This window comes from Enterobacter sp. DNB-S2, from assembly GCF_019443845.1.
GTDB classification, from domain to species: domain Bacteria; phylum Pseudomonadota; class Gammaproteobacteria; order Enterobacterales; family Enterobacteriaceae; genus Enterobacter; species Enterobacter asburiae_B.
Map to the genome: position 1 here is coordinate 506,223 of NZ_CP050520.1, position 20,486 is coordinate 526,708.

The 20,486-nt window shown below is 55.3% G+C and carries 18 protein-coding genes; 4 read left to right on the forward strand and 14 right to left on the reverse strand.

Annotated elements, in window-relative coordinates; genetic code table 11:
* Nucleotides 1–63 precede the first annotated feature (63 nt).
* The 13 genes from HB664_RS02530 to trxA all read right to left on the reverse strand — a co-directional run bounded on the left by HB664_RS02530 (nt 64) and on the right by trxA (nt 14,684).
* Complete coding sequence (locus tag HB664_RS02530; RefSeq protein WP_023309635.1) at nt 64–1,449, reverse strand: amino acid permease; 1,386 nt, start codon at nt 1,447–1,449, stop codon at nt 64–66.
* A gap of 197 nt (nt 1,450–1,646) precedes the next feature.
* Nucleotides 1,647–2,387, reverse strand: a complete 741-nt coding sequence (gene wecG / locus HB664_RS02535) for a lipopolysaccharide N-acetylmannosaminouronosyltransferase (RefSeq protein ID WP_196355219.1) — start codon at nt 2,385–2,387, stop codon at nt 1,647–1,649.
* Nucleotides 2,388–2,399: 12 nt separating this feature from the next.
* Entirely contained in the window at nt 2,400–3,752 is a 1,353-nt protein-coding gene (gene wzyE, locus HB664_RS02540; RefSeq protein WP_033146908.1) for an ECA oligosaccharide polymerase, read from the reverse strand.
* On the reverse strand, nt 3,749–4,828 hold the full coding sequence (locus HB664_RS02545; RefSeq protein WP_196355220.1) for a TDP-N-acetylfucosamine:lipid II N-acetylfucosaminyltransferase: 1,080 nt from the start codon (nt 4,826–4,828) through the stop codon (nt 3,749–3,751). The genes wzyE and HB664_RS02545 overlap by 4 nt, the downstream gene beginning before the upstream one ends.
* Nucleotides 4,825–6,075: a lipid III flippase WzxE gene (gene wzxE / locus HB664_RS02550; RefSeq protein ID WP_219940318.1), complete on the reverse strand. Its 1,251-nt coding sequence runs from the start codon at nt 6,073–6,075 to the stop codon at nt 4,825–4,827. The genes HB664_RS02545 and wzxE overlap by 4 nt, the downstream gene beginning before the upstream one ends.
* A 1-nt stretch (nt 6,076) precedes the next feature.
* Nucleotides 6,077–7,207, reverse strand: a complete 1,131-nt coding sequence (gene rffA, locus HB664_RS02555) for a dTDP-4-amino-4,6-dideoxygalactose transaminase (RefSeq protein ID WP_219940319.1) — start codon at nt 7,205–7,207, stop codon at nt 6,077–6,079.
* A 4-nt stretch (nt 7,208–7,211) separates the two neighbouring features.
* A complete protein-coding gene (gene rffC, locus HB664_RS02560) occupies nt 7,212–7,889 on the reverse strand; it encodes a dTDP-4-amino-4,6-dideoxy-D-galactose acyltransferase (protein ID WP_219940320.1) in 678 nt (225 codons plus the stop codon).
* On the reverse strand, nt 7,886–9,160 hold the full coding sequence (wecC, locus tag HB664_RS02565) for a UDP-N-acetyl-D-mannosamine dehydrogenase (protein ID WP_219940321.1): 1,275 nt from the start codon (nt 9,158–9,160) through the stop codon (nt 7,886–7,888). The genes rffC and wecC overlap by 4 nt, the downstream gene beginning before the upstream one ends.
* On the reverse strand, nt 9,157–10,287 hold the full coding sequence (wecB, locus tag HB664_RS02570; protein WP_219940322.1) for a non-hydrolyzing UDP-N-acetylglucosamine 2-epimerase: 1,131 nt from the start codon (nt 10,285–10,287) through the stop codon (nt 9,157–9,159). Before wecB ends, wecC begins: the two co-directional genes overlap by 4 nt.
* 56 nt (nt 10,288–10,343) lie before the next feature.
* Complete coding sequence (wzzE, locus tag HB664_RS02575; RefSeq protein WP_033146914.1) at nt 10,344–11,390, reverse strand: ECA polysaccharide chain length modulation protein; 1,047 nt, start codon at nt 11,388–11,390, stop codon at nt 10,344–10,346.
* A gap of 13 nt (nt 11,391–11,403) precedes the next feature.
* Complete coding sequence (wecA, locus tag HB664_RS02580; protein ID WP_167819341.1) at nt 11,404–12,507, reverse strand: UDP-N-acetylglucosamine--undecaprenyl-phosphate N-acetylglucosaminephosphotransferase; 1,104 nt, start codon at nt 12,505–12,507, stop codon at nt 11,404–11,406.
* 242 nt (nt 12,508–12,749) lie between these two features.
* Nucleotides 12,750–14,009 carry a transcription termination factor Rho gene (rho, locus tag HB664_RS02585; RefSeq protein ID WP_008501566.1) on the reverse strand — a complete coding sequence of 420 codons (1,260 nt, stop codon included), beginning with the start codon at nt 14,007–14,009 and terminating at the stop codon, nt 12,750–12,752.
* Between the two features lie 345 nt (nt 14,010–14,354).
* Complete coding sequence (trxA, locus tag HB664_RS02590) at nt 14,355–14,684, reverse strand: thioredoxin TrxA (protein WP_006179218.1); 330 nt, start codon at nt 14,682–14,684, stop codon at nt 14,355–14,357.
* A 144-nt stretch (nt 14,685–14,828) separates the two neighbouring features.
* Between trxA and rhlB the strand changes: the two genes are divergently transcribed.
* Together rhlB and gppA are read left to right on the forward strand one after the other, a co-directional pair.
* Complete coding sequence (gene rhlB / locus HB664_RS02595; RefSeq protein ID WP_023309646.1) at nt 14,829–16,097, forward strand: ATP-dependent RNA helicase RhlB; 1,269 nt, start codon at nt 14,829–14,831, stop codon at nt 16,095–16,097.
* Nucleotides 16,098–16,103: 6 nt separating this feature from the next.
* Nucleotides 16,104–17,588 carry a guanosine-5'-triphosphate,3'-diphosphate diphosphatase gene (gppA, locus tag HB664_RS02600; RefSeq protein WP_039264265.1) on the forward strand — a complete coding sequence of 495 codons (1,485 nt, stop codon included), beginning with the start codon at nt 16,104–16,106 and terminating at the stop codon, nt 17,586–17,588.
* A 58-nt stretch (nt 17,589–17,646) separates the two neighbouring features.
* Here gppA and rep read toward each other — a convergent pair whose 3' ends face one another.
* Nucleotides 17,647–19,671: a DNA helicase Rep gene (gene rep / locus HB664_RS02605; RefSeq protein WP_219940323.1), complete on the reverse strand. Its 2,025-nt coding sequence runs from the start codon at nt 19,669–19,671 to the stop codon at nt 17,647–17,649.
* Between the two features lie 112 nt (nt 19,672–19,783).
* On the opposite strand from rep, the gene ppiC (HB664_RS02610) reads away from it, so the two are divergent.
* Both ppiC (HB664_RS02610) and ppiC (HB664_RS02615) read left to right on the forward strand, forming a co-directional pair.
* Nucleotides 19,784–20,065: a peptidylprolyl isomerase PpiC gene (gene ppiC, locus HB664_RS02610; RefSeq protein ID WP_023309649.1), complete on the forward strand. Its 282-nt coding sequence runs from the start codon at nt 19,784–19,786 to the stop codon at nt 20,063–20,065.
* Nucleotides 20,066–20,115: 50 nt separating this feature from the next.
* On the forward strand, nt 20,116–20,397 hold the full coding sequence (gene ppiC / locus HB664_RS02615; protein WP_023309650.1) for a peptidylprolyl isomerase PpiC: 282 nt from the start codon (nt 20,116–20,118) through the stop codon (nt 20,395–20,397).
* Nucleotides 20,398–20,486: the final 89 nt, after the last annotated feature.

A 20,486-nucleotide genomic window follows, 5' to 3' on the forward strand; every position in this document is an offset into this window, starting at 1 on the left:
CCCGCTGTCTAGTGCTTTTTTGAAAAAAATGCGCGTTTGGTTATGGTTTGCACATTTTGCCGCTTATTCCTCCACTTTCTGCGTGGTGCCGCGGCGACCCAGGCCAAAAAGCTTATATGCAGCCGTTACAGCCGCCAGGAAGATCATCCCGACAAACAGCGACATGCGGGTATCTTCATTAAAGTACATGCCGATTAATACGCAAATCAGGAACGCCATCGTCAAATAGTTCGCATAGGGGAACAGAATTGAGCGGAACGGATGGCTTTCAATCGCTTTTTTATGCGCATGACGGAAACGCAGCTGGCTGATGAGGATAACAAACCACGGCACCATGCCCGGCAGTACGCTGGCGCTGTAGACGTAAACGAACACGCGCTGCGGGTTAGGAATGATGTAATTCAGGCAAGAGCCAATCAGCAGGATTACTATGGAGACCGCCACACCCGCCACCGGTACGCCGGCACGTGAAACTTTACTCATCGCCGCAGGCAGCTGGTTATTCTTCGAAAGCGCATAGAGCATACGCCCGCAGCTGTACATCCCGCTGTTACAGCCTGACAGCGCTGCCGTCAGGACCACAAAGTTGATGATACCCGCCGCCGCCGTGATACCAATTTTGGCGAAGGTTAAAACAAACGGGCTACCCGTCGTGCCAATTTCGTTCCACGGGAAGATGGTCACGATGACGAAGATCGCGCCCACATAGAAAATCAGGATACGCCACAGCACTTTGCCCACCGCGCTACGCAGCGTGACCTGCGGGTTTTTCGCTTCACCGGCGGTAATACCGATCAGCTCCACGCCCTGATACGAGGCCACAACGATACACAGCGCCGTCAGGAAGCCCTTCCAGCCGCCGGCGAAGAAGCCGCCGTTTTCGGTCAGGTTGCCAAAGCCGATAGCGTGCCCACCGTTGCCAAAGCCGAAGAAAATCACGCCCAGGCCGACGACAATCATCACGATAATCGTGGTGACTTTGATCATTGCGAACCAGAACTCAATTTCACCGTAAAGGCGCACGGCGGCCAGGTTTGCCAGCGCCACCAGCCCCACGGCAATGAGCGCGGGTATCCACTGGACCATGTCCGGGAACCAGAACTGGACGTAGACCCCTATCGCGGTGATCTCGGAGATGCCCACCGCCATCCACATAAACCAGTATGACCAGGCCGTCAGGTAGCCGAAGAAGGGGCTCATATAGCGATGCGCGTAAACGGCGAAAGAGCCGGTTACCGGCTCCAGGAAGAGCATTTCGCCCATGGAACGCATAATGAAGAAAACAAACAGCCCGGCGATAATATACGCCAGTAATACGGAAGGGCCTGCCCATTTGAGCGTGCTTGCGGAGCCCATAAACAGGCCCACGCCGATAGTGCCGCCCAGCGCTATCAGTTCAATATGACGAGCTTCCAGTCCACGCTGTAGCTCCGGTTGTTTCTCTGCCATAGATCCTCGATTGTGTTTGCTGTTTCCCGGCTTAATACCGGGTATTGTTTTTTAGGGGTACTAAAATACGGAGCGAATGGTTTCCTAAAATCTGCCAAATGGCAAACGATGCATTAAAAAAATAAATGCATTGCACAGATTATCAGCAGTTTTGCAGGCGAGTTGCAGCGCGAATAGCATATCGCGCTACATTTTGATTACATTTTCCCGGTGTAATGCCAGGCGAGGTAGCGAAGCAGACGGATCTGTCGTTTAATGCGCGTCGGTTGCGATAGCAGGCGGTACAGCCACTCCAGCCCCAGATTTTGCCAGACCTTTGGCGCACGCTTAACGTGGCCGGTAAAGACGTCGTACGTGCCGCCGACGCCCATGTAGAGGGCATCAGGACAGACCAGACGGCAGTCGCGCATCAGGATCTCCTGGCGCGGGGAGCCCATCGCCACGGTGACAATTTTCGCACCGCTGTCACGAACGCGCTCAAACAGAGCCTGCCGATCTTCCGGTTTGAAGTAACCATCCTGGCTGCCGACAATATTAACATTCCATTGACGACGCAGTTTCTCCTCCGTCTGGGCCAGTATCTCCGGCTTTCCGCCAATCAGGAACACGGGCGTACCCTGCGCACCTGCCCGGGCCATAAGCTGCTCCCAGAGATCGGCCCCCGCCACGCGGGATACATTAGCGTCAGGATACTTTTTACGGATAGAGCGGACCACGCTGATCCCGTCCGCGTATTTAAATTCAGCCGCTTCAATCAGGCTTTTGACTTCCGCATTATCCTCAACCGCCAGCATTTTTTCCGCGTTGATGGCCACCAGCGTACCGGATTTCATCTGGCTGTCGGCGAACAGAAAGTCCAGCGCGTGCTGCATGTCGCGCCAGCCAATAAGCTGCAGGCCACGTAGCGCGTAGCGCGGTGCAGAAATTTTATCAGTCATTACTATCCTTACTCAGACTTGCGACAGCGTTGTGCTGCCCTGCCGCTCGCGCTTGTGCACGAGCCCTGCGCTGTCAAACAGCCAGTACAGCAGTTTGGCCAGCAACAGGCAGAGGCCGAAAACGACCATGAAGAACACCACGCGCGAAACGAACGAGTCCAGCCCTTCGCGCGCCAGAACGATCATATTGAAAATGGCACCAAAGCAGAAACTGTGCAAAATGGCGGCTTTATAGCGGTTGGTCTCTTCGTTGCCGCGCAGGTAAAGCCAGTCGAACCACTTGATAATCAGCCCCACGGCAACCGCCCCGGGCAGAATGAACCACGCCCCCCCCATCACCACCAGGGAACCAATCAGCGTTGGCGAGATTGCCAGACCGGAATGGTTGTTCAGCACTTCCCAGGTAAAGTAATTCGCCGTGTTAAGCACCACGCCGGGCCGGTCCGGCCATAGCCAGGAAGGGATAAAGACGTAGAAGTCGCGAACAATCGGCGCCAGCCCCTGGAAATCAATCTTGTCGTAGTTTTGCAGCAGCAATGCCAGGTTTTCCCACGGCGAGAAGGTATCGCGCGTCAGGTAGAGGAACGTGTAAAACGCCTCATCGCCCGCCACGTTCATCCCGTAGCGCTTCAGCGCCAGCCAGAACATCCCGACAATGCCAAACACGCCTGCCGCAACCAGCATCCACAGCGAGATCCAGCCGCGGATGATGCCGATAAACAGGAATATGGCGAAGGCGATGATGATGTTCGCGCGCGTGCCGCCCACAATCATGTAGGTCAGAATGCCAAACGCGACGGTGCTGACCAGAAAGAACAGCCACGCTTTGCTGTCCTGACGCAGGAAAAAGACCACCAGCATCGCCGGGATGAAGAAATAGAAGAAACGCTTAAGCGCCACGCCCGAGACTTCGGCCGAAAAAATCTGGCTGTAGGAGTGGAGCTTAAACAGCAGAAAGCCGTTATGCATGAAGAAGATACCGACGCTGACCAGGGCGATGGTCATCAGCATCACCCACGTCAGGTGGGTTTCCACCCGATTCATGGTAAAAAGCGGCCGACGCGGGACTGCAGCCTGCGCTGAACGCAGACGCGTTTTATAGGTGACGTAGTAGACGGCATAGAAGCAGGTCGCCGCCAGAAGCGCCTGGAGCAGGATTTCCGGCGGTGCGACGCTCACGTCAAAACGGAAGACCAGAATGCTGGTCAGCGGGAAGCCGAAAAAGAAGGTCAGCAGAAACAGTAACGAGAAGAATACGTTAAAGTTGAACCGCACCCGGCGGAATTCAAACCAGGTAAGCGTGGCGATAAACAGGGCGCTCAGAAGCCAGACAACCAGTAAGCCGCTGAATTGCAACTGACTCATGCTTTGTCTCCTGAAGCGATACGCAGCGCGCGATGCCACGGCGTGAGGTAATTCGGGCTGAAAAAATCGATGCTATTTTTATCCACCAGCGTGAGCTGGCGTTGGGCTTCCCGTACCACCTCGACATTCAGCGTGTCTGAGGTAAACAGCACCGGAATATGCTGCTCGGCCATGTCCTGCCAGAACGGGTTGTCGCGGTTGAGCACGCACGGTACACCCGCCTGAATCAGCAGACACAGCGTGCCGATTCCCTGCTGTCGGGCGAAGATGAAATAGCCAAGATCGCATTTTCTTAGCAGCGCAAGATACTCATCAAATTCCAGCTTATCGCTGAGGATGTGCAGATTTTCTGCACTAAACAGCGCAAGTCCCTGCTGGCGAACCTCAGCAATATAGGCGTCGTTGTTGGCGGGATAGCCCATCGGCACCACCACGTTCACCGTGTCGCCAAACTGCTGATGCACCGCCCTGAGCGCTGCGACGTGTTCGTTACTGCGATCGCCGGAATTCCCCACCAGGATCGTTAGCTTGCCTTCACGCACCGCGTCATTCGCCATGGCGTTCAGCGCCGGATCCATGCGGGTTGGGAAATAGAGTAATTCTCCGCGCACGTTCGGGTGCTGTTTAGCAAAATAGTTGAGATCGCCTCGGGTGGCAAACACGCAGCCCACGCGCCCCTGCGCCATGCGGCGCAGCGGATAGAAAAGACGGAATTTCCAGCCGCGGGAGACTTCGTAGAGATCGGCTCCCCAGATATGCCAGCTGCACTGGGAGGGTTTAATCCCCCCGCTGAGCAGTGCCAGCCACAGGCCGGTATTGAACTGCCCGTGGAAAAAGAAACGTTGCTTACGATCCGCCTTGGCTCTGGCAACGACCGCCTTCGCCAGCGCGGCCTTATCCGGCCAGAAGCGAATCGTCAGCGCCGGAAACGCCTCGCTCAGGCCCTTATCCTGACCTGCAACCATAAACTCACGCGCATCAGGATTACCCGATGCCAGCTCGTCGTTGAAGAACCGCAAAACGGTCTGGTTATGGTGTGGGATATCCGATCCCAGGATGTGAATCAGTGCAGTCATGCGCGTTTACGCCACAATAAAAATACGCCGCAACAGGCGGCGAAATAAACGATATAGGTTGCCATGTAGGCCTGAGCCGCCCCCAGCGCACCGTGCGCGGGTATCAGCCAGTGTGAAAATGCTGTCAGTAACGCAAACTGGCTAATTTCCGCCAGGATATACATCCGCAGGGACGCTTTTGCAATCACCAGATAGCCAAAAACGTAAGCACCCACTTTCAGCACATCACCCACCAGCTGCCAGGCAAAGAGATCGCGCATGGCGGTGAACTTCGCCGAGAACAGCAGCCAGATGGCGACATCGCGCAGTAACCAGACGGTAAAGCTGGCCGCCGCGACGGCTGGCAGCACAAAGCGCAGCGATCGGAAAATCTCACGGGTAATATCCTGTCTGGACGTCAGACGCGATAAGGTTGGCAGCAGGTAAACGCTAAAGGAAGCCGTAATAAACTGGAGATAGGCGTCGGAAATACTGCTTACGCCCTGCCAGATCCCCACCTCATCCCAGCTATAATGCGCCGCCAGCAGGTTTCGCATCATCACATAGGCCACCGGCAGCGTGACGGAGGTGATGAGCGCCATCAGGGTAAATTTACCCAGCTGGCTGGCAAGCATCGTGTCCCAGCGCGGTTTCAGGTAGCTCAGAGGGATGACCCCCCGACGCATCAGCATAAATGCCGCAGGCACAACAACCAGTGCCGGGACCAGCGCCAGCCCCAGCAGTGCGCCTTCATAGCCGCCCAGGCGATAGCAGAAGTAATAGGCAATCACGCCGATGACGCTGCCCAGGATTAAGGCAAGCGCGTTCCCGGCGGCATCACGAAAACCTTTCATCAGCGCCAGCAGCAGGTTAGCCCAGGCAATGCCCATCTGAACCAACGCGACCAGACGCACCAGCCCCTGATAATGGGTGTGCCCGAACAATCCCTGGCTAATGGGCGCCGCCGCCAGCAGAAAGACAATCGCCATCAGGGTCGAAAAACCCGTGACCATCGCCGAAGAGGTACCCACCACTCTGCGCAGCTGAGCCGCATCATCGTGATACTGCGCAACGTATTTGGTGACGCCGTTGAAGATACCGGCACCGGCCAGCACGCCAAGGACGGTAACGAGCTGGCGGAAATTACCTGCCAGCCCGACACCAGAGGGGCCAAATGAGACGGCCAACAGCTTGACGACCAGCAGCCCGGCGCCAATTTTTACAAGCGTGGACGCGGCGGTCCACACCGATGCTTTTGCCAGAGACATATCAGCCGAAATAACTCAGAAGGGTATTAATCACCGTACGCTGGTTAACAGGCGCGAGGTTGTAGAACAGTGGCAGGCGAAGCAAACGCTCACTTTCTTTGGTGGTGTAACGATCTTCACCCGCGAACGAGCCAAACGCTTCGCCGGCCGGGCTGGAGTGCAGCGGGATGTAGTGGAACACCGCCATAATTTCGGCCTCTTTCAGCCAGGCGATGAGCTCGCTGCGGTCGTCGTTATCGCGCAGCTTGATGTAGAACATATGCGCGTTGTGGACGCAATCTGACGGGATGGTCGGCAGCTCAATACGCCCGGCTTTGGCCAGAGGCTCAAGCGCATCGTAATACGTTTGCCACAGGGAAAGACGCTGAAGGTTGATACGTTCCGCCGCTTCCAGCTGCGCCCACAGGTACGCCGCCTGCAGATCCGCCATCAGATAGCTGGAGCCGATATCGCGCCAGGTGTATTTATCTACCTGTCCCCGGAAGAACTGGCTGCGGTTGGTGCCTTTTTCGCGGATCACTTCCGCACGCTCCACGAGAGCCCGGTCGTTAATCAGCGTCGCGCCACCTTCTCCACCCGCCGTGTAGTTTTTGGTTTCGTGGAAGCTAAAGCAGCCAATGTGGCCGATCGTGCCCAGCGCGCGTCCCTTGTAGGTGGACATCACGCCCTGCGCGGCATCTTCCACCACGAACAGATTATGTTTTTTGGCGATGGCCATGATGGTGTCCATTTCACAGGCCACGCCCGCGTAGTGAACCGGCACGATCGCGCGTGTTTTGTCAGTGATCGCCGCTTCAATCAGCGTCTCATCAATGTTCATGGTGTCCGGGCGGATATCCACAAAGACGATTTTCGCTCCGCGCAGGACAAAGGCGTTTGCGGTGGAAACGAAGGTATAGCTCGGCATAATCACTTCATCACCGGGCTGGATATCCAGCAGCAGTGCCGCCATTTCCAGCGATGCCGTACAGGACGGGGTCAGCAGCACTTTGGCGCTGCGAAAACGCTGTTCCATCCACTGCTGACAGCGACGGGTAAAACCGCCGTCACCACAGAGTTTGCCGCTGCCCATAGCAGACTGCATATAGTCGAGTTCAGTTCCGACAACGGGTGGTGCGTTAAATGGAATCATCTTGTCACCTGTATAACCAGTAGGCGGTGGCGTCGATGTTGGCACCACTCGCAATGTAACGTTTAAGCGCGGCGGTGTTGCCCAGTTGGGTCGCGACCCGCAGCGTCGCAAGCTGTTGCTGCTGCGCCCAGTGCAGCGCCGCCTGCATGAGTTTTTCACCCATGCCGCGCCCGGCTAATAAGCCGATACGCGCCTCGCGCTCGTTGAGCTTACGCAGCGAGACGAACCCCTGGATTTGACCGTCCACTGCACGAAAAACCAGGCAGACGTGGTCAAAGGTGCCTTTGACCGCATTTTCTATCCACTGGGCATAGAAACGTCCGCTATCGTCAGGTGCATACCAGGGAGCACGAAAGCGGCTCTGAGCAAATGCCTGGGCCGCCATCTGACGCAGCGCGGGGATGTCCTGCTCTGTTGCAATTTCCGCGCCGGACGCATCGTGCCGGGTAAGGTTAATGGAAAGGTCTACCTCACCTTCAACCAGCTGAAAGCCGTGTTGCTGCAGCGCATCAAGCAGATCGGCACGCTCGGCCGGGATCTTAGCCTGCACCCGTTGCCAGGCGATAAAATCCGGTTCAGCCAGCACCTGCGCATCATCACGCAGACGCACGATGGCCGACGGCAGGCCGAAAAAGGCACTCTCCCACTGCAGGGACTCGAGCACCCCATTCAGGCTGTTCAACGCCAGACACCTTTGGTATCCACAATATACTGCTGACGAACGGCATCGCCGGACGTCGCTTTAAACTCTTTATGATCTACCAGCAGCACCAGCACGTCCGCCGTCGCCAGCGCGTCGTCCAGCGCCGTCAGCGTGCAGTGCCCCGCCAGTTTTGCCGGTAATTCATGGATATTCGGCTCAACCACCAGCGTTTCACCCTTGTGCCATTCGGCAATCATCTCGGCAATTTCCATCGCCGGGCTTTCACGCAGATCGTCAATATTGGGTTTGAATGCCAGACCAAAGCAGGCAATTTTCAGCTCGCTGGCGCGCTTGCCGCTCTCTGCCAGACAATCCGCTACCGTCGCTTTAACCTGATTGAGCACCCAGTGAGGCTTGCTGTCGTTCACTTCACGCGCGGTGCGAATCAGACGCGCCTGCGCCGGATTTTGCGCCACGATAAACCACGGGTCGACGGCGATACAGTGTCCGCCCACACCCGGACCTGGCTGGAGAATGTTCACGCGCGGATGGCGATTCGCCAGACTAATCAGCTCCCAGACGTTAATCCCCTGATCAGCACAGATCAGCGACAGTTCGTTCGCAAAGGCGATATTGACGTCGCGGAAGCTGTTTTCCGTCAGCTTGCACATCTCGGCAGTGCGGGAGTTGGTCACCACGCACTCACCTTCCAGGAAAATCTTGTACAGCGCGCTGGCACGTTCGGAACAGATGGGCGTCATACCGCCAATGACGCGGTCGTTTTTAATCAGTTCGACCATCACCTGGCCCGGCAACACGCGCTCCGGACAGTAGGCGATGTTGATATCCGCCTGCTCACCCGCCTGCTCACCCGCCTGCTGCGGGAAGCTTAAATCAGGGCGCGCGTCGGCCAGCCACTGTGCCATCTGCTCGGTAGCGCCGACCGGAGAGGTCGATTCCAGGATCACCAGCGCCCCTTTCTTCAGCACAGGCGCGATGGATTTTGCCGCCGCCTCGACGAACGCCATGTCGGGCTCGTGGTCGCCTTTAAATGGAGTGGGGACGGCAATCAGGTAGGCATCCGCTTCAACTGGCGTCGTGCTGGCACGCAGGAAGCCCCCCTCCACCGCCTCTTTCACCACGCGGTCAAGATCGGGCTCCACAATATGAATCTCGCCACGGTTAATGGTTTCTACCGCCCGTGCGTTGATATCCACACCAACAACCTGTTTCTGACGAGAGGCAAACGCGGCCGCAGTAGGCAAGCCAATGTAGCCAAGACCAATGACCGAGATGGTAGTAAAACTCATAGCGATACCCGATTGTGTTTAAGTGCATGCAAAATACGGCCACAAGCCTGCCCGTCTCCATACGGATTATGAGCCCGGCTCATCGCCTGATACGCTTCATCGTCATGCAGCAGGCGCGTGACCTCTTCGACGATGAGCTGCGCGTTGGTGCCGACCAGCCGCACCGTACCGGCTTTGACGGCTTCAGGACGTTCGGTCGTTTCACGCATCACCAGCACCGGTTTGCCGAGGGATGGCGCTTCTTCCTGAATGCCGCCGGAATCGGTGAGGATCAGCCAGGCGTGGTTCATCAGCCAGACAAACGGCATGTAGTCCTGAGGTTCAATCAGAAGGACATTGTCGACATGGCCCAGGATCCGGTTAACCGGCTCGCTGACGTTAGGGTTAAGGTGTACTGGATAGACAATTTGCACATCGTCGTTCTGCGCGGCGATTTCAGCCAGCGCGTGACAGATTTGCTCGAAACCCCGGCCAAAGCTTTCGCGACGGTGGCCAGTAACCAGAATGGTTTTTTTACCGTTGTGAAGGAACGGATAGCGGGCAGCGAGCTCTTTCTGAAGCTCGCTATTTGCCAGGACGCGGTCACGTACCCAAATTAACGCGTCAATGACCGTATTGCCGGTCAAAAAGATTTTGTTATCGGCGATATTTTCACGCAGCAGGTTCTGACGGGAGTTTTCCGTTGGCGCAAAGTGGTACATCGCCAGATGACCCGTTAACGTGCGGTTGGCCTCCTCCGGCCACGGCGAATAAAGATTTCCGGTACGCAGACCCGCCTCAACATGCCCCACGGGAATTCGCTGGTAAAACGCGGCCAGGCTTGTCGCCACGGTTGTGGTGGTGTCACCGTGAACCAGCACCACGTCAGGCTTGAATGACTCCAGGATCGGCTTTAGCTCTTGCAGAATGCGACAGGTTATTTCCGTTAATCCTTGCCCCGGTTTCATAATATTAAGGTCGTAATCCGGGACGATGGAGAAGAGCGTTAAAACCTGATCGAGCATCTCACGGTGTTGGGCAGTGACGCACACTTTCGCTTCAATATCAGGATCGCAGGCCAGCGCATGAACCAGAGGTGCCATCTTAATGGCCTCCGGCCTGGTGCCAAATACGGTTAGTACTTTCACATCGATTCTCTTCGATTAGGCGATGAAGGCCGCAGCCTTCATCGTAGACGGCGTTCTTAGTTTTTGCGACGACGCGTTAACGCCACGCCAGCGCCCGTCAGTGCGCCTACAATCCCCCACATAATCATCAGGAATGCACGACGCGGACTATCGCGTTTTACAGGTTCTTCAGGCGTTCGCAAATAACGATAGGTCTGAAAACGCGGGTCCAGAGATGGACCGACATTAAGCGTATTGAGCATCGCGCGATTTTGATCGTAATCGAGGTCAAAATCAGGACCGACGGCCTGGAGGTTTTCCAGACGCGCCTGCAACATAGGGCGACCAAGGAGGAACATCTCTGAATCAGGCAGCTCATCGGCCGGCACGTCAGTCTCAGTACGGGAAATATTGCGCTGTTCCGCAATTTTCAGCGCCTGCTCAATGTTATGCACACGGCGACCGAAAATGGTATTCGCCACCTCTTCCTGACGTTTCACCTGGGCTTTCATCTGGATGGTACGAGCCGCCCAGGCACCTTTAAGCTCTTCGTTAAGATGGCTTGCGGCACGCTGGCTGGCAAACGCGACGTACTGACGCAACAGGTTGTTGGCATCCGGCGCGGTTTCTGCAATCAGCTTGACGCTGTCATTCACGTTACGCAGCGCGTCGCCCGGCATAAACTGAATATTGTTAATCAGATCGTCCAGCAGGGCGGCGTCGGCTTTTGTATTATCAACCCGGCGCTGTTTGTAGTAATCCGTCTGGGACCAGAAATCGCGTCGGGTATCCCACGAAGCCAGCTGCATCACAAACTCTTTATAGGCTTCATCCATAACGGAAGCCTGGTCTGGCGTAGCAAGACTGGCTTTGATGTCCAGGTTACGCAGGAATTGCTGCTGGGAATAGTATCCCCCGAGCATGTTAACCGTTGGCTTGTCTGTGATTGCCGTGGCGCTCCACTCTTGTTTTGCAAAGAACGTATAGGCCAGCGCTAACAGTGCAAACCCCAGCGCGATCCCCGCAATCCAAAGTTTGCCTGCCCATAACACGCGAAACAAACCCCGAATATCCAGTTCATTCTCAGTTACCACTGATTTCGCTCCCGCCAACGGTTGAGTCATCATAGTCCCGGTTTTACTTAGTTAATGTTGTGTTTTTGCCACTCTTACGACGCATCCTGCGTTTAAGACGTTTAATAAATCGCGCCACTTTCCATGCGCGTTTAATGCAGTAGCCGTACAGGAAAAATGCCAGCAAAAATAATGCCAACATAACCCACTCAGGAATAATATGAGAATATTCTGCAGCTACACCAATCGCGGCCAAAATAGCGGCGGCCAGAGTAATCAGCACAAACGCCTGACGAGAAGTAAAACCCGCACGCATGATGAGATGATGAATATGTTGGCGGTCAGGAGAGAAAGGACTCATCCCTTTGCGCAGGCGGCGATACATAATCGCAACCATATCCATTAATGGAATGGCAATAATCCACAGCGCGGTTACGGGACTTATCGGATGGGTTTGACCCTGTGTGGTTTCAAGCAGGATCCAGATAACCGTAAAACCAATCAGCGTACTGCCCGCGTCACCCATAAAGACTTTATAACGACGGCCCAGCACACCGAGGTTTAGGAGGATATAAGGCAGAATGGCGGCAATCATGGCAAAACACCACATTGCCAGACTGTACTGACCATCAAACCATAAAATAATGCCGATTGCGGCGAACGAGACGGACGACAACCCACCGAGCAGGCCGTCAATGCCATCCACCATGTTGAAAGCATTGATTGCCGCCCAGACGGCAAAGAGTGTCAGGAAGAAGCCAAATGGACCCAGGACTAACTCCCAGGGGCCAAATACATAGCCTAGGCTTCGCAGATACAGTCCGCCCACTACCATCATCACCACGCCAATCGCCGCCTGAACGGTAGCGCGTATTTTCACCGCAATATCGAACCGGTCATCAAGGGCCCCGACTAACACCAGAACACCGGCGCAGGCGATGTAGAGGGCGGCATGCGGGATATAATAATCGGCAATACCAAACGTGAAGCAAATCCCTGCGTAAACAGAAATCCCGCCGACTAAAGGAATAAGTCCCTGATGGCGTTTACGAAAATTTGGCTTATCCACCAACCCTATTCGTTTTGCCACCTTGCGCGCAATGAACAAAAAACAGGTTGTGAATAAAAAAATACTGATCAGTTCAGTAACGGCGGTGAATAGATTCACAATGGATTGCTCTCAACAAATGTTAGTCCCGGAAGTATAACCATGAAGCCACAGCCTCAGAAGTAATAAAGATGGCTTCTGACTACTCCCTTTGTATATTTTTCAATCAATTATTTCTTTAGCTGCACAAACGACCCTATTGTCGCACCGACCGGTCAAAATTGGGAGTAGATGGTACTAGCGTATAGTCCATAAAAGAAAAACGCCACGTAAAAACGTGGCGTTCGCTGGCTTTATTTGCGTTACGAGCGTTTCATCATGTCGAAGAAATCGTCGTTGGTTTTGGTCATCGCCAGTTTGTTAATGAGGAACTCCATCGCGTCAATTTCACCCATTGGATGGATGATTTTGCGCAGGATCCACATTTTCTGCAGCTCTTCCTGCGTGGTGAGCAGCTCTTCTTTACGGGTACCGGAACGGTTGTAGTCGATAGCCGGGAAGACGCGTTTCTCAGCGATTTTACGAGAAAGGTGCAGTTCCATGTTACCTGTACCTTTAAATTCTTCGTAAATTACTTCGTCCATTTTAGAACCGGTATCGATCAGCGCCGTCGCGATGATGGTCAGGCTGCCGCCCTCTTCCACGTTACGTGCGGCACCGAAGAAGCGTTTCGGGCGATGCAGGGCGTTAGCATCCACACCACCGGTCAGCACTTTACCTGACGCAGGAACGACGGTGTTGTAGGCACGCGCCAGACGGGTGATGGAGTCAAGCAGGATGATCACGTCTTTCTTGTGCTCAACCAGGCGTTTCGCCTTCTCGATAACCATTTCCGCAACCTGAACGTGGCGAGATGCCGGTTCGTCGAAGGTAGAAGCAACCACTTCACCTTTAACCAGACGCTGCATCTCGGTCACTTCTTCCGGACGTTCGTCGATCAGCAGCACCATCAGCACGCAGTCTGGGTGGTTATAAGCGATGCTCTGCGCGATGTTCTGCAGCAGCATGGTTTTACCCGCCTTCGGCGGTGCCACAATCAGACCACGCTGGCCGCGACCAATTGGTGATGCCAGATCCAGAACACGCGCGGTTAAGTCTTCAGTTGAACCGTTACCACGCTCCATGCGCAGGCGAGAGTTCGCGTGCAGCGGCGTTAAGTTCTCAAAGAGGATCTTATTACGCGAGTTTTCCGGTTTGTCGAAGTTAACTTCATTGACTTTCAACAGCGCAAAGTAGCGTTCACCCTCTTTAGGAGGACGAATCTTACCTGAAATGGTGTCACCAGTGCGGAGGTTGAAACGGCGGATTTGGCTGGGGGATACGTAGATGTCGTCAGGGCCGGCGAGGTAGGAGCTGTCTGCAGAGCGGAGGAAACCAAATCCGTCTTGCAATATCTCCAGCACACCGTCGCCAAAGATATCTTCGCCACTCTTAGCGTGCTGCTTCAGGATGGCGAAAATGATGTCCTGCTTGCGCATACGGGCCTGGTTTTCCAGTCCCATATTTTCGCCGAGAGTGATCAGCTCAGAAACCGGCGTATTCTTTAATTCGGTAAGATTCATAATGGTGTGGGTTCTTAAACTCGGGGTGATTCTCGAACTTAATGTTGTGAATGGTATGGCAGGGTCATCCATGCCTGTTTAGCGGCCATCAACTCATGTCTGTTCGCTGTCTGGTCACAGGGAAAGAACGCAGAACTGAAACGACAAGACGGATTGAGTGACAAGCCCGGAATTTAGCCACTTCACGCACTGTTCATGTTAACAACGGGAAGTATCGGGTAAAACAAGATTCAAACAACAAGATATGTTTAAAACGAAGTCATAGCTAACTTAGCACGACTTCAGCCGGGCGTCCAGAGTTCCACATCATTTAGCCGGGAGCCCTGAACGCACAGCGGAGAAACCTTACGCCAGGTTAGCGTCCAGGAACTCTTTCAGTTGACCTTTGGACAGTGCGCCCACTTTGGTCGCTGCCACTTCGCCGTTTTTGAACAGCAGAAGGGTTGGGATGCCACGGATACCGTATTTTGGTGCGGTGCCCGGGTTCTGGTCGATGTTCAGCTTGGCAACGGTCAGTTTGCCCTGATATTCGTCAGCGATCTCATCCAGAATCGGGGCGATCATTTTGCAAGGACCACACCATTCAGCCCAGAAATCGACGAGGATCAGCCCGTCAGCCTTAAGTACGTCCGTGTCAAAACTGTCGTCAGTCAGGTGAATAATTTTATCGCTCATATATAACTCCACAGGAATAAGCCTGGTACGTTGGTTTTGTCTCCACCAACGACGTGTTGATGTCGCATTAACCAACTAAAGGTTGACTTTATTTCACCGGATACGCTTTCGTAAAGCAATAGTAAGCTGATATTCTACCACACTATGAGCAAAACACATTTAACAGAACAGAAGTTTTCCGACTTCGCGCTGCACCCGAAGGTGATTGAAGCCCTTGAAAATAAAGGGTTTCATAACTGCACGCCCATTCAGGCCCTCGCGCTGCCGCTGACGCTGGCCGGTCGCGATGTTGCCGGGCAGGCGCAAACCGGTACCGGCAAAACGATGGCGTTTTTAACGTCAACGTTTCATTATTTACTTTCTCACCCAGCGATTGCAGACCGCAAAGTTAACCAGCCGCGCGCGCTAATTATGGCACCGACGCGAGAACTGGCGGTACAGATCCACGCAGACGCTGAACCCCTGGCGCAGTCTACCGGACTGAAGCTTGGCCTGGCCTATGGCGGCGACGGCTACGATAAACAGCTGAAAGTGCTGGAAAGCGGTGTGGATATCCTGATCGGTACCACCGGTCGTCTTATCGACTACGCCAAACAGAATCACATCAACCTCGGCGCAATCCAGGTTGTGGTGCTCGATGAAGCTGACCGCATGTACGATCTGGGCTTCATTAAAGACATTCGCTGGCTGTTCCGCCGCATGCCGCCGGCCAATCAGCGTCTGAACATGCTGTTCTCCGCTACCCTTTCTTATCGCGTACGCGAGCTGGCGTTCGAACAGATGAACAACGCCGAATATGTCGAAGTGGAACCGGAGCAGAAAACGGGTCACCGCATTAAAGAAGAGCTCTTCTACCCTTCCAATGAAGAGAAAATGCGTCTGCTGCAAACGCTGATCGAAGAAGAGTGGCCAGATCGCGCCATTATCTTCGCGAACACCAAACACCGTTGTGAAGACATCTGGGGCCATCTGGCTGCAGACGGTCACCGTGTTGGTCTGCTGACCGGCGACGTGGCGCAGAAAAAACGCCTGCGTATTCTTGAAGAGTTTACCCGTGGCGATCTCGATATTCTGGTCGCAACCGACGTTGCTGCTCGTGGTCTGCACATTCCGGCCGTGACGCACGTCTTTAACTACGATCTGCCAGACGACTGCGAAGACTACGTACACCGTATCGGTCGTACCGGTCGTGCGGGCGCAAGCGGTCACTCGATTAGCCTTGCGTGTGAAGAGTATGCGCTGAATCTTCCAGCCATTGAGACGTATATCGGTCACTCTATTCCGCAGAGCAAATACAATCCGGAAGCGCTGTTAAGCGAACTGCCGCCGCCTAAGCGTCTAACCCGCCCACGCTCCGGCAATGGTCCGCGTCGTTCAGGTGGCGCGCCGCGTAATCGTCGTCGTTCAGGTTAAGAAAATATGCTCAGCTCCACCTCGCTTTATGCGGCAATTGATCTCGGTTCGAATAGTTTTCATATGCTGGTTGTGCGCGAGGTGGCGGGAAGCATACAAACGCTGACGCGCATCAAGCGCAAGGTCCGCCTCGCGGCGGGCCTGAGCAGCGATAATCACCTCTCCCCTGAAGCCATGGAACGTGGCTGGCAGTGTCTGCGACTCTTTGCCGAACGTCTGCAGGATATCCCGCACGCCCAAATCACCGTGGTCGCCACTGCGACACTCCGCCTGGCGGTCAACGCCGTGGATTTCATTGCCAGAGCGCAGGAAATTCTGGGTTGTCCGGTACAGGTTATCAGCGGTGAAGAAGAGGCTCGCCTGATTTACCAGGGCGTTGCGCACACCACGGGAGGTGACGATCGTCGTCTGGTGGTGGATATTGGCGGTGCCAGTACCGAGCTTGTGACCGGCACCGGCGCGCAGGCAACGTCGCTGTTCAGCCTGTCGATGGGCTGCGTGACCTGGCTTGAGCGCTACTTTACCGATCGGAACCTGGCGAAAGAGAACTTCGACGAGGCAGAAAACGCCGCGCGCGAGGTATTACGCCCGGTGATGGACGAGCTGCGCTATCACGGCTGGAAAGTCTGCGTGGGTGCCTCGGGTACCGTGCAGGCTCTGCAGGAAATCATGATGGCGCAGGGAATGGACGAGCGGATTACGCTTGCCAAACTTCAGCAGCTGAAACAGCGCGCCATTCAGTGCGGACGCCTGGAAGAGCTGGAAATTGAAGGCCTGACGCTGGAACGCGCGCTGGTCTTCCCGAGCGGACTGGCTATTCTTATCGCCATTTTCACCGAGCTGAACATCCAGTGTATGACCCTGGCCGGCGGCGCGCTGCGCGAAGGTCTGGTCTACGGGATGTTACATCTGTCGGTCGATCAGGATATCCGCAGCCGTACCCTGCGCAACGTTCAGCGTCGTTTTCTGGTTGATATCGATCAGGCAGGACGCGTATCGCAGCTGGCGTCACGCTTCGCCGATCGGGTTGCTAACGTCTGGGATCTTGACCATCTGAGCCGGGATTTACTGCTGAGCGCCTGTGCGCTACATGAAGTGGGGCTGAGCATTGATTTTAAGCAGGCACCGGCTCATGCAGCGTATCTGGTGCGAAACCTGGATTTACCGGGCTATACGCCTGCGCAGAAAAAATTGCTGGCCACGCTGCTGCTGAACCAGACCAACGCCGTCGATCTCTCCTCTTTGCATCAGCAAAACGCCGTACCGCCGCGCGTGGCCGAGCATCTGTGCCGCCTGCTGCGTCTGGCGATCCTGTTTGCCAGCCGCCGCCGCGATGATTTGCTGCCGGCCATTAATCTGGTGGCCGATGACGAGAAGCTTTCGCTGACGCTGCCGGAGAACTGGATTGATCGTCACCCATTAGGGGCAGAGATGATCGAGCAGGAGTGCCAGTGGCAGAGCTATGTGCACTGGGTGCTGGAAGTAAAGTAATACGCTGAACAGTGCCGGGTGGCGGCTTCGCCTTACCCGGCCTACAACCCCTTCGAGCTCATCCTTTCTCTTTGGCTTTTGCCAGCATGGCGCGGATGTTCGCCACGTTAGCCTGACCCTTGTGCATCCGCTCTTCTGCGGTAATCACTTTGCGTTCCTGTTCCCAGATCACGTCATCCTGCGGCAGTTCCAGCAGGAAACGACTCGGCTCCGGGCGAACCAGTTCACCGTACTGGCGGCGCTCTTTACACAGCGTAAACGTCAGCTCTTTCTGCGCGCGGGTGATCCCCACGTAGGCCAGACGGCGCTCCTCGTCGACGTTGTCTTCATCAATGCTGCTCTGGTGCGGCAACAATCCCTCTTCCATGCCGACCAGATACACATACGGGAACTCCAGCCCTTTTGACGCGTGCAGCGTCATCAGCTGAACCTGATCGGCCTCTTCTTCGCTCTCGCCGCGCTCCATCATGTCGCGCAGGGTAAAGCGGGTGACCACCTGCGTCAGGGTCATCGGCTCGTCGATTTCAGAGCCCTCCAGCATTTCGGTCATCCAGCTGAAGAGCTGGTTAACGTTTTTCATGCGCATCTCAGCCGCCTTCGGGCTGGCTGAGGTTTCATACAGCCAGGACTCATAGTCGATGCCGTGAATGAGATCGCGCACTGCCGCCACCGGCTCGCGCTCCGCGAGACGCTGCACTTCGCCGAGCCAGTGGGTGAAGCGGGTTAACGAGTCATACCCGCGTCCGGTTAACGTCTGGCTCAGCCCCATGTCGAAGCTGGCGGTAAACATACTTTTGTTGCGGGTCATCGCCCACTCGCCGAGCTTTTGCAGCGTCGCCGGGCCAATCTCGCGTTTAGGCGTATTCACGATGCGCAAAAACGCGCTGTCATCATCCGGGTTAGTGAGCACGCGAAGATAGGCCAGCAGGTCTTTGATTTCTGGCCGCGAGAAGAACGACGTGCCGCCCGAGATTTTGTACGGAATGCGGTTCTGCATCAGCATCTTTTCAAAGACGCGCGACTGGTGATTGCCGCGATAGAGGATCGCGTAATCCTTATATTCGGTTTTGTTGACGAAGTGGTGAGCGATGAGTTCGCCCGTCACGCGCTCCGCTTCATGGTCCTCATTGTTGGCGCTGAGCACTTTCAGCTCCGTGCCGTAGCCCAGTTCGGAGAAGAGACGCTTCTCAAACACGTGCGGGTTATTGGCAATCAGGATGTTTGCCGCCTTCAGGATACGCCCGGAGGAGCGGTAGTTCTGCTCCAGCTTAATCACCTGCAGCGCGGGGAAATCTTTGCTCAGCAGCACCAGGTTTTGCGGGCGCGCGCCGCGCCAGGAGTAAATCGACTGGTCGTCGTCGCCTACCACGGTGAAACGCGCGCGCTGCCCCACCAGCAGCTTCACCAGCTCGTACTGGCTGGTGTTGGTGTCCTGATATTCATCCACCAGCAGGTAGCGGATTTTATTCTGCCAGCGCTCGCACACCTCTTCATTGCGCTGCAGCAGCAGCGTGGGCAGCAGGATCAGATCGTCAAAGTCCAGCACGTTACACGCTTTCATATGCGCATCGTACAGACCGTAGCAGTGGGCGAAAATCCGATCCCGTTCGCCTTTGGCGATCGCCGCGGCCTGGGCCGGCGTCATCAGATCGTTTTTCCAGTTCGAGATCGTCGAGATCAGCTGCTGCAACAGCACTTTATCATCTTCGATCAGCCCCTCGGTGAGCTCTTTGAGCAGCGCCACCTGATCGGTATCGTCAAAAAGCGAGAAGTTGGACTTCATTCCCAGCGCCGCATACTCGCGTTTGATGATATCCAGCCCCAGCGTGTGGAAGGTGGAGATCATCAGGCCGCGCGCCTCTTTACGACCCAGCGTCTGACCGACGCGCTCTTTCATCTCGCGCGCCGCTTTATTGGTAAAGGTGACCGCCGCAATGTGTCGCGCCTGATACCCGCAGTTGTGGATCAGATGGGCGATTTTGTTGGTGATCACGCGGGTTTTACCCGAACCGGCCCCTGCCAGCACCAGGCATGGTCCAGTAACGAATTCGACCGCTTGTTGTTGTCCAGGGTTTAAACGCATGGGAGTGTTGCTCAATCTTCGAACGGGGTGTGGATTGTAGCAGAAAGCCGGGCGCAGATTTACCGGCTAATGATAAAGTGGAGAAATCGCGTTTAACCCGTAGAGCAGAACCATGAAAAAGACCGCAGCAGCCCTGCATATTCTGGTAAAAGAAGAGAAACTGGCCCAGGAGATCCTGGCCAAGCTGGAGCGCGGCATCAGCTTTGATCATCTGGCGAAGCGTTACTCTAAATGCCCATCCGGGCGCAATGGCGGGGATCTCGGCGAGTTTCAACAAGGTGCGATGGTCGGCCCGTTCGATCGGGCGGTCTTTAGCTGCCCGCTTCTGAAGCCCTACGGCCCGGTAAAAACCAAATTTGGCTACCATATCATTAAGGTGCTTTATCGCCGCTGACGCGTGGTATATTGCGCCCCGATTTATTTCAACCTATTCAAGGCACGATCATGGCAAAAACAGCAGCAGCAGTGCACATCCTTGTTAAAGAAGAGAAACTGGCTTTAGATCTTCTGGAGCAGATTAAAAACGGTGCCGACTTCGGCAAGCTGGCGAAGAAGCACTCCATCTGCCCGTCAGGCAAACGCGGCGGCGATCTGGGTGAGTTCCGCCAGGGCCAGATGGTTCCGGCGTTCGATAAAGTGGTGTTCTCCTGCCCGGTGCTGGAGCCAACCGGCCCGCTGCACACGCAGTTCGGCTACCACATTATTAAAGTACTGTATCGGAAATAAACAGCAAGGCCTTCTCTAAGAGAAGGCCTTGAATGTTTCACCCTCTCCCAGTGGGAGAGGGGCGGGGTGAGGGCATCAGCCCGCACCAG

Excerpts from the sequence above, each read along its gene's own strand:
- wzxE (WP_219940318.1), bottom strand. The coding sequence starts at position 6,075 with ATGTCTCTGGCAAAAGCATCGGTGTGGACCGCCGCGTCCACGCTTGTA.
- HB664_RS02545 (WP_196355220.1), bottom strand. The coding sequence starts at position 4,828 with ATGACTGCACTGATTCACATCCTGGGATCGGATATCCCACACCATAAC.
- trxA (WP_006179218.1), bottom strand. The coding sequence starts at position 14,684 with ATGAGCGATAAAATTATTCACCTGACTGACGACAGTTTTGACACGGAC.
- rhlB (WP_023309646.1), top strand. The coding sequence starts at position 14,829 with ATGAGCAAAACACATTTAACAGAACAGAAGTTTTCCGACTTCGCGCTG.
- HB664_RS02530 (WP_023309635.1), bottom strand. The coding sequence starts at position 1,449 with ATGGCAGAGAAACAACCGGAGCTACAGCGTGGACTGGAAGCTCGTCAT.
- rffA (WP_219940319.1), bottom strand. The coding sequence starts at position 7,207 with ATGATTCCATTTAACGCACCACCCGTTGTCGGAACTGAACTCGACTAT.
- wzyE (WP_033146908.1), bottom strand. The coding sequence starts at position 3,752 with ATGAGTCAGTTGCAATTCAGCGGCTTACTGGTTGTCTGGCTTCTGAGC.
- gppA (WP_039264265.1), top strand. The coding sequence starts at position 16,104 with ATGCTCAGCTCCACCTCGCTTTATGCGGCAATTGATCTCGGTTCGAAT.
- rep (WP_219940323.1), bottom strand. The coding sequence starts at position 19,671 with ATGCGTTTAAACCCTGGACAACAACAAGCGGTCGAATTCGTTACTGGA.
- rho (WP_008501566.1), bottom strand. The coding sequence starts at position 14,009 with ATGAATCTTACCGAATTAAAGAATACGCCGGTTTCTGAGCTGATCACT.
- ppiC (WP_023309649.1), top strand. The coding sequence starts at position 19,784 with ATGAAAAAGACCGCAGCAGCCCTGCATATTCTGGTAAAAGAAGAGAAA.
- ppiC (WP_023309650.1), top strand. The coding sequence starts at position 20,116 with ATGGCAAAAACAGCAGCAGCAGTGCACATCCTTGTTAAAGAAGAGAAA.
- wzzE (WP_033146914.1), bottom strand. The coding sequence starts at position 11,390 with ATGACTCAACCGTTGGCGGGAGCGAAATCAGTGGTAACTGAGAATGAA.
- wecG (WP_196355219.1), bottom strand. The coding sequence starts at position 2,387 with ATGACTGATAAAATTTCTGCACCGCGCTACGCGCTACGTGGCCTGCAG.
- wecC (WP_219940321.1), bottom strand. The coding sequence starts at position 9,160 with ATGAGTTTTACTACCATCTCGGTCATTGGTCTTGGCTACATTGGCTTG.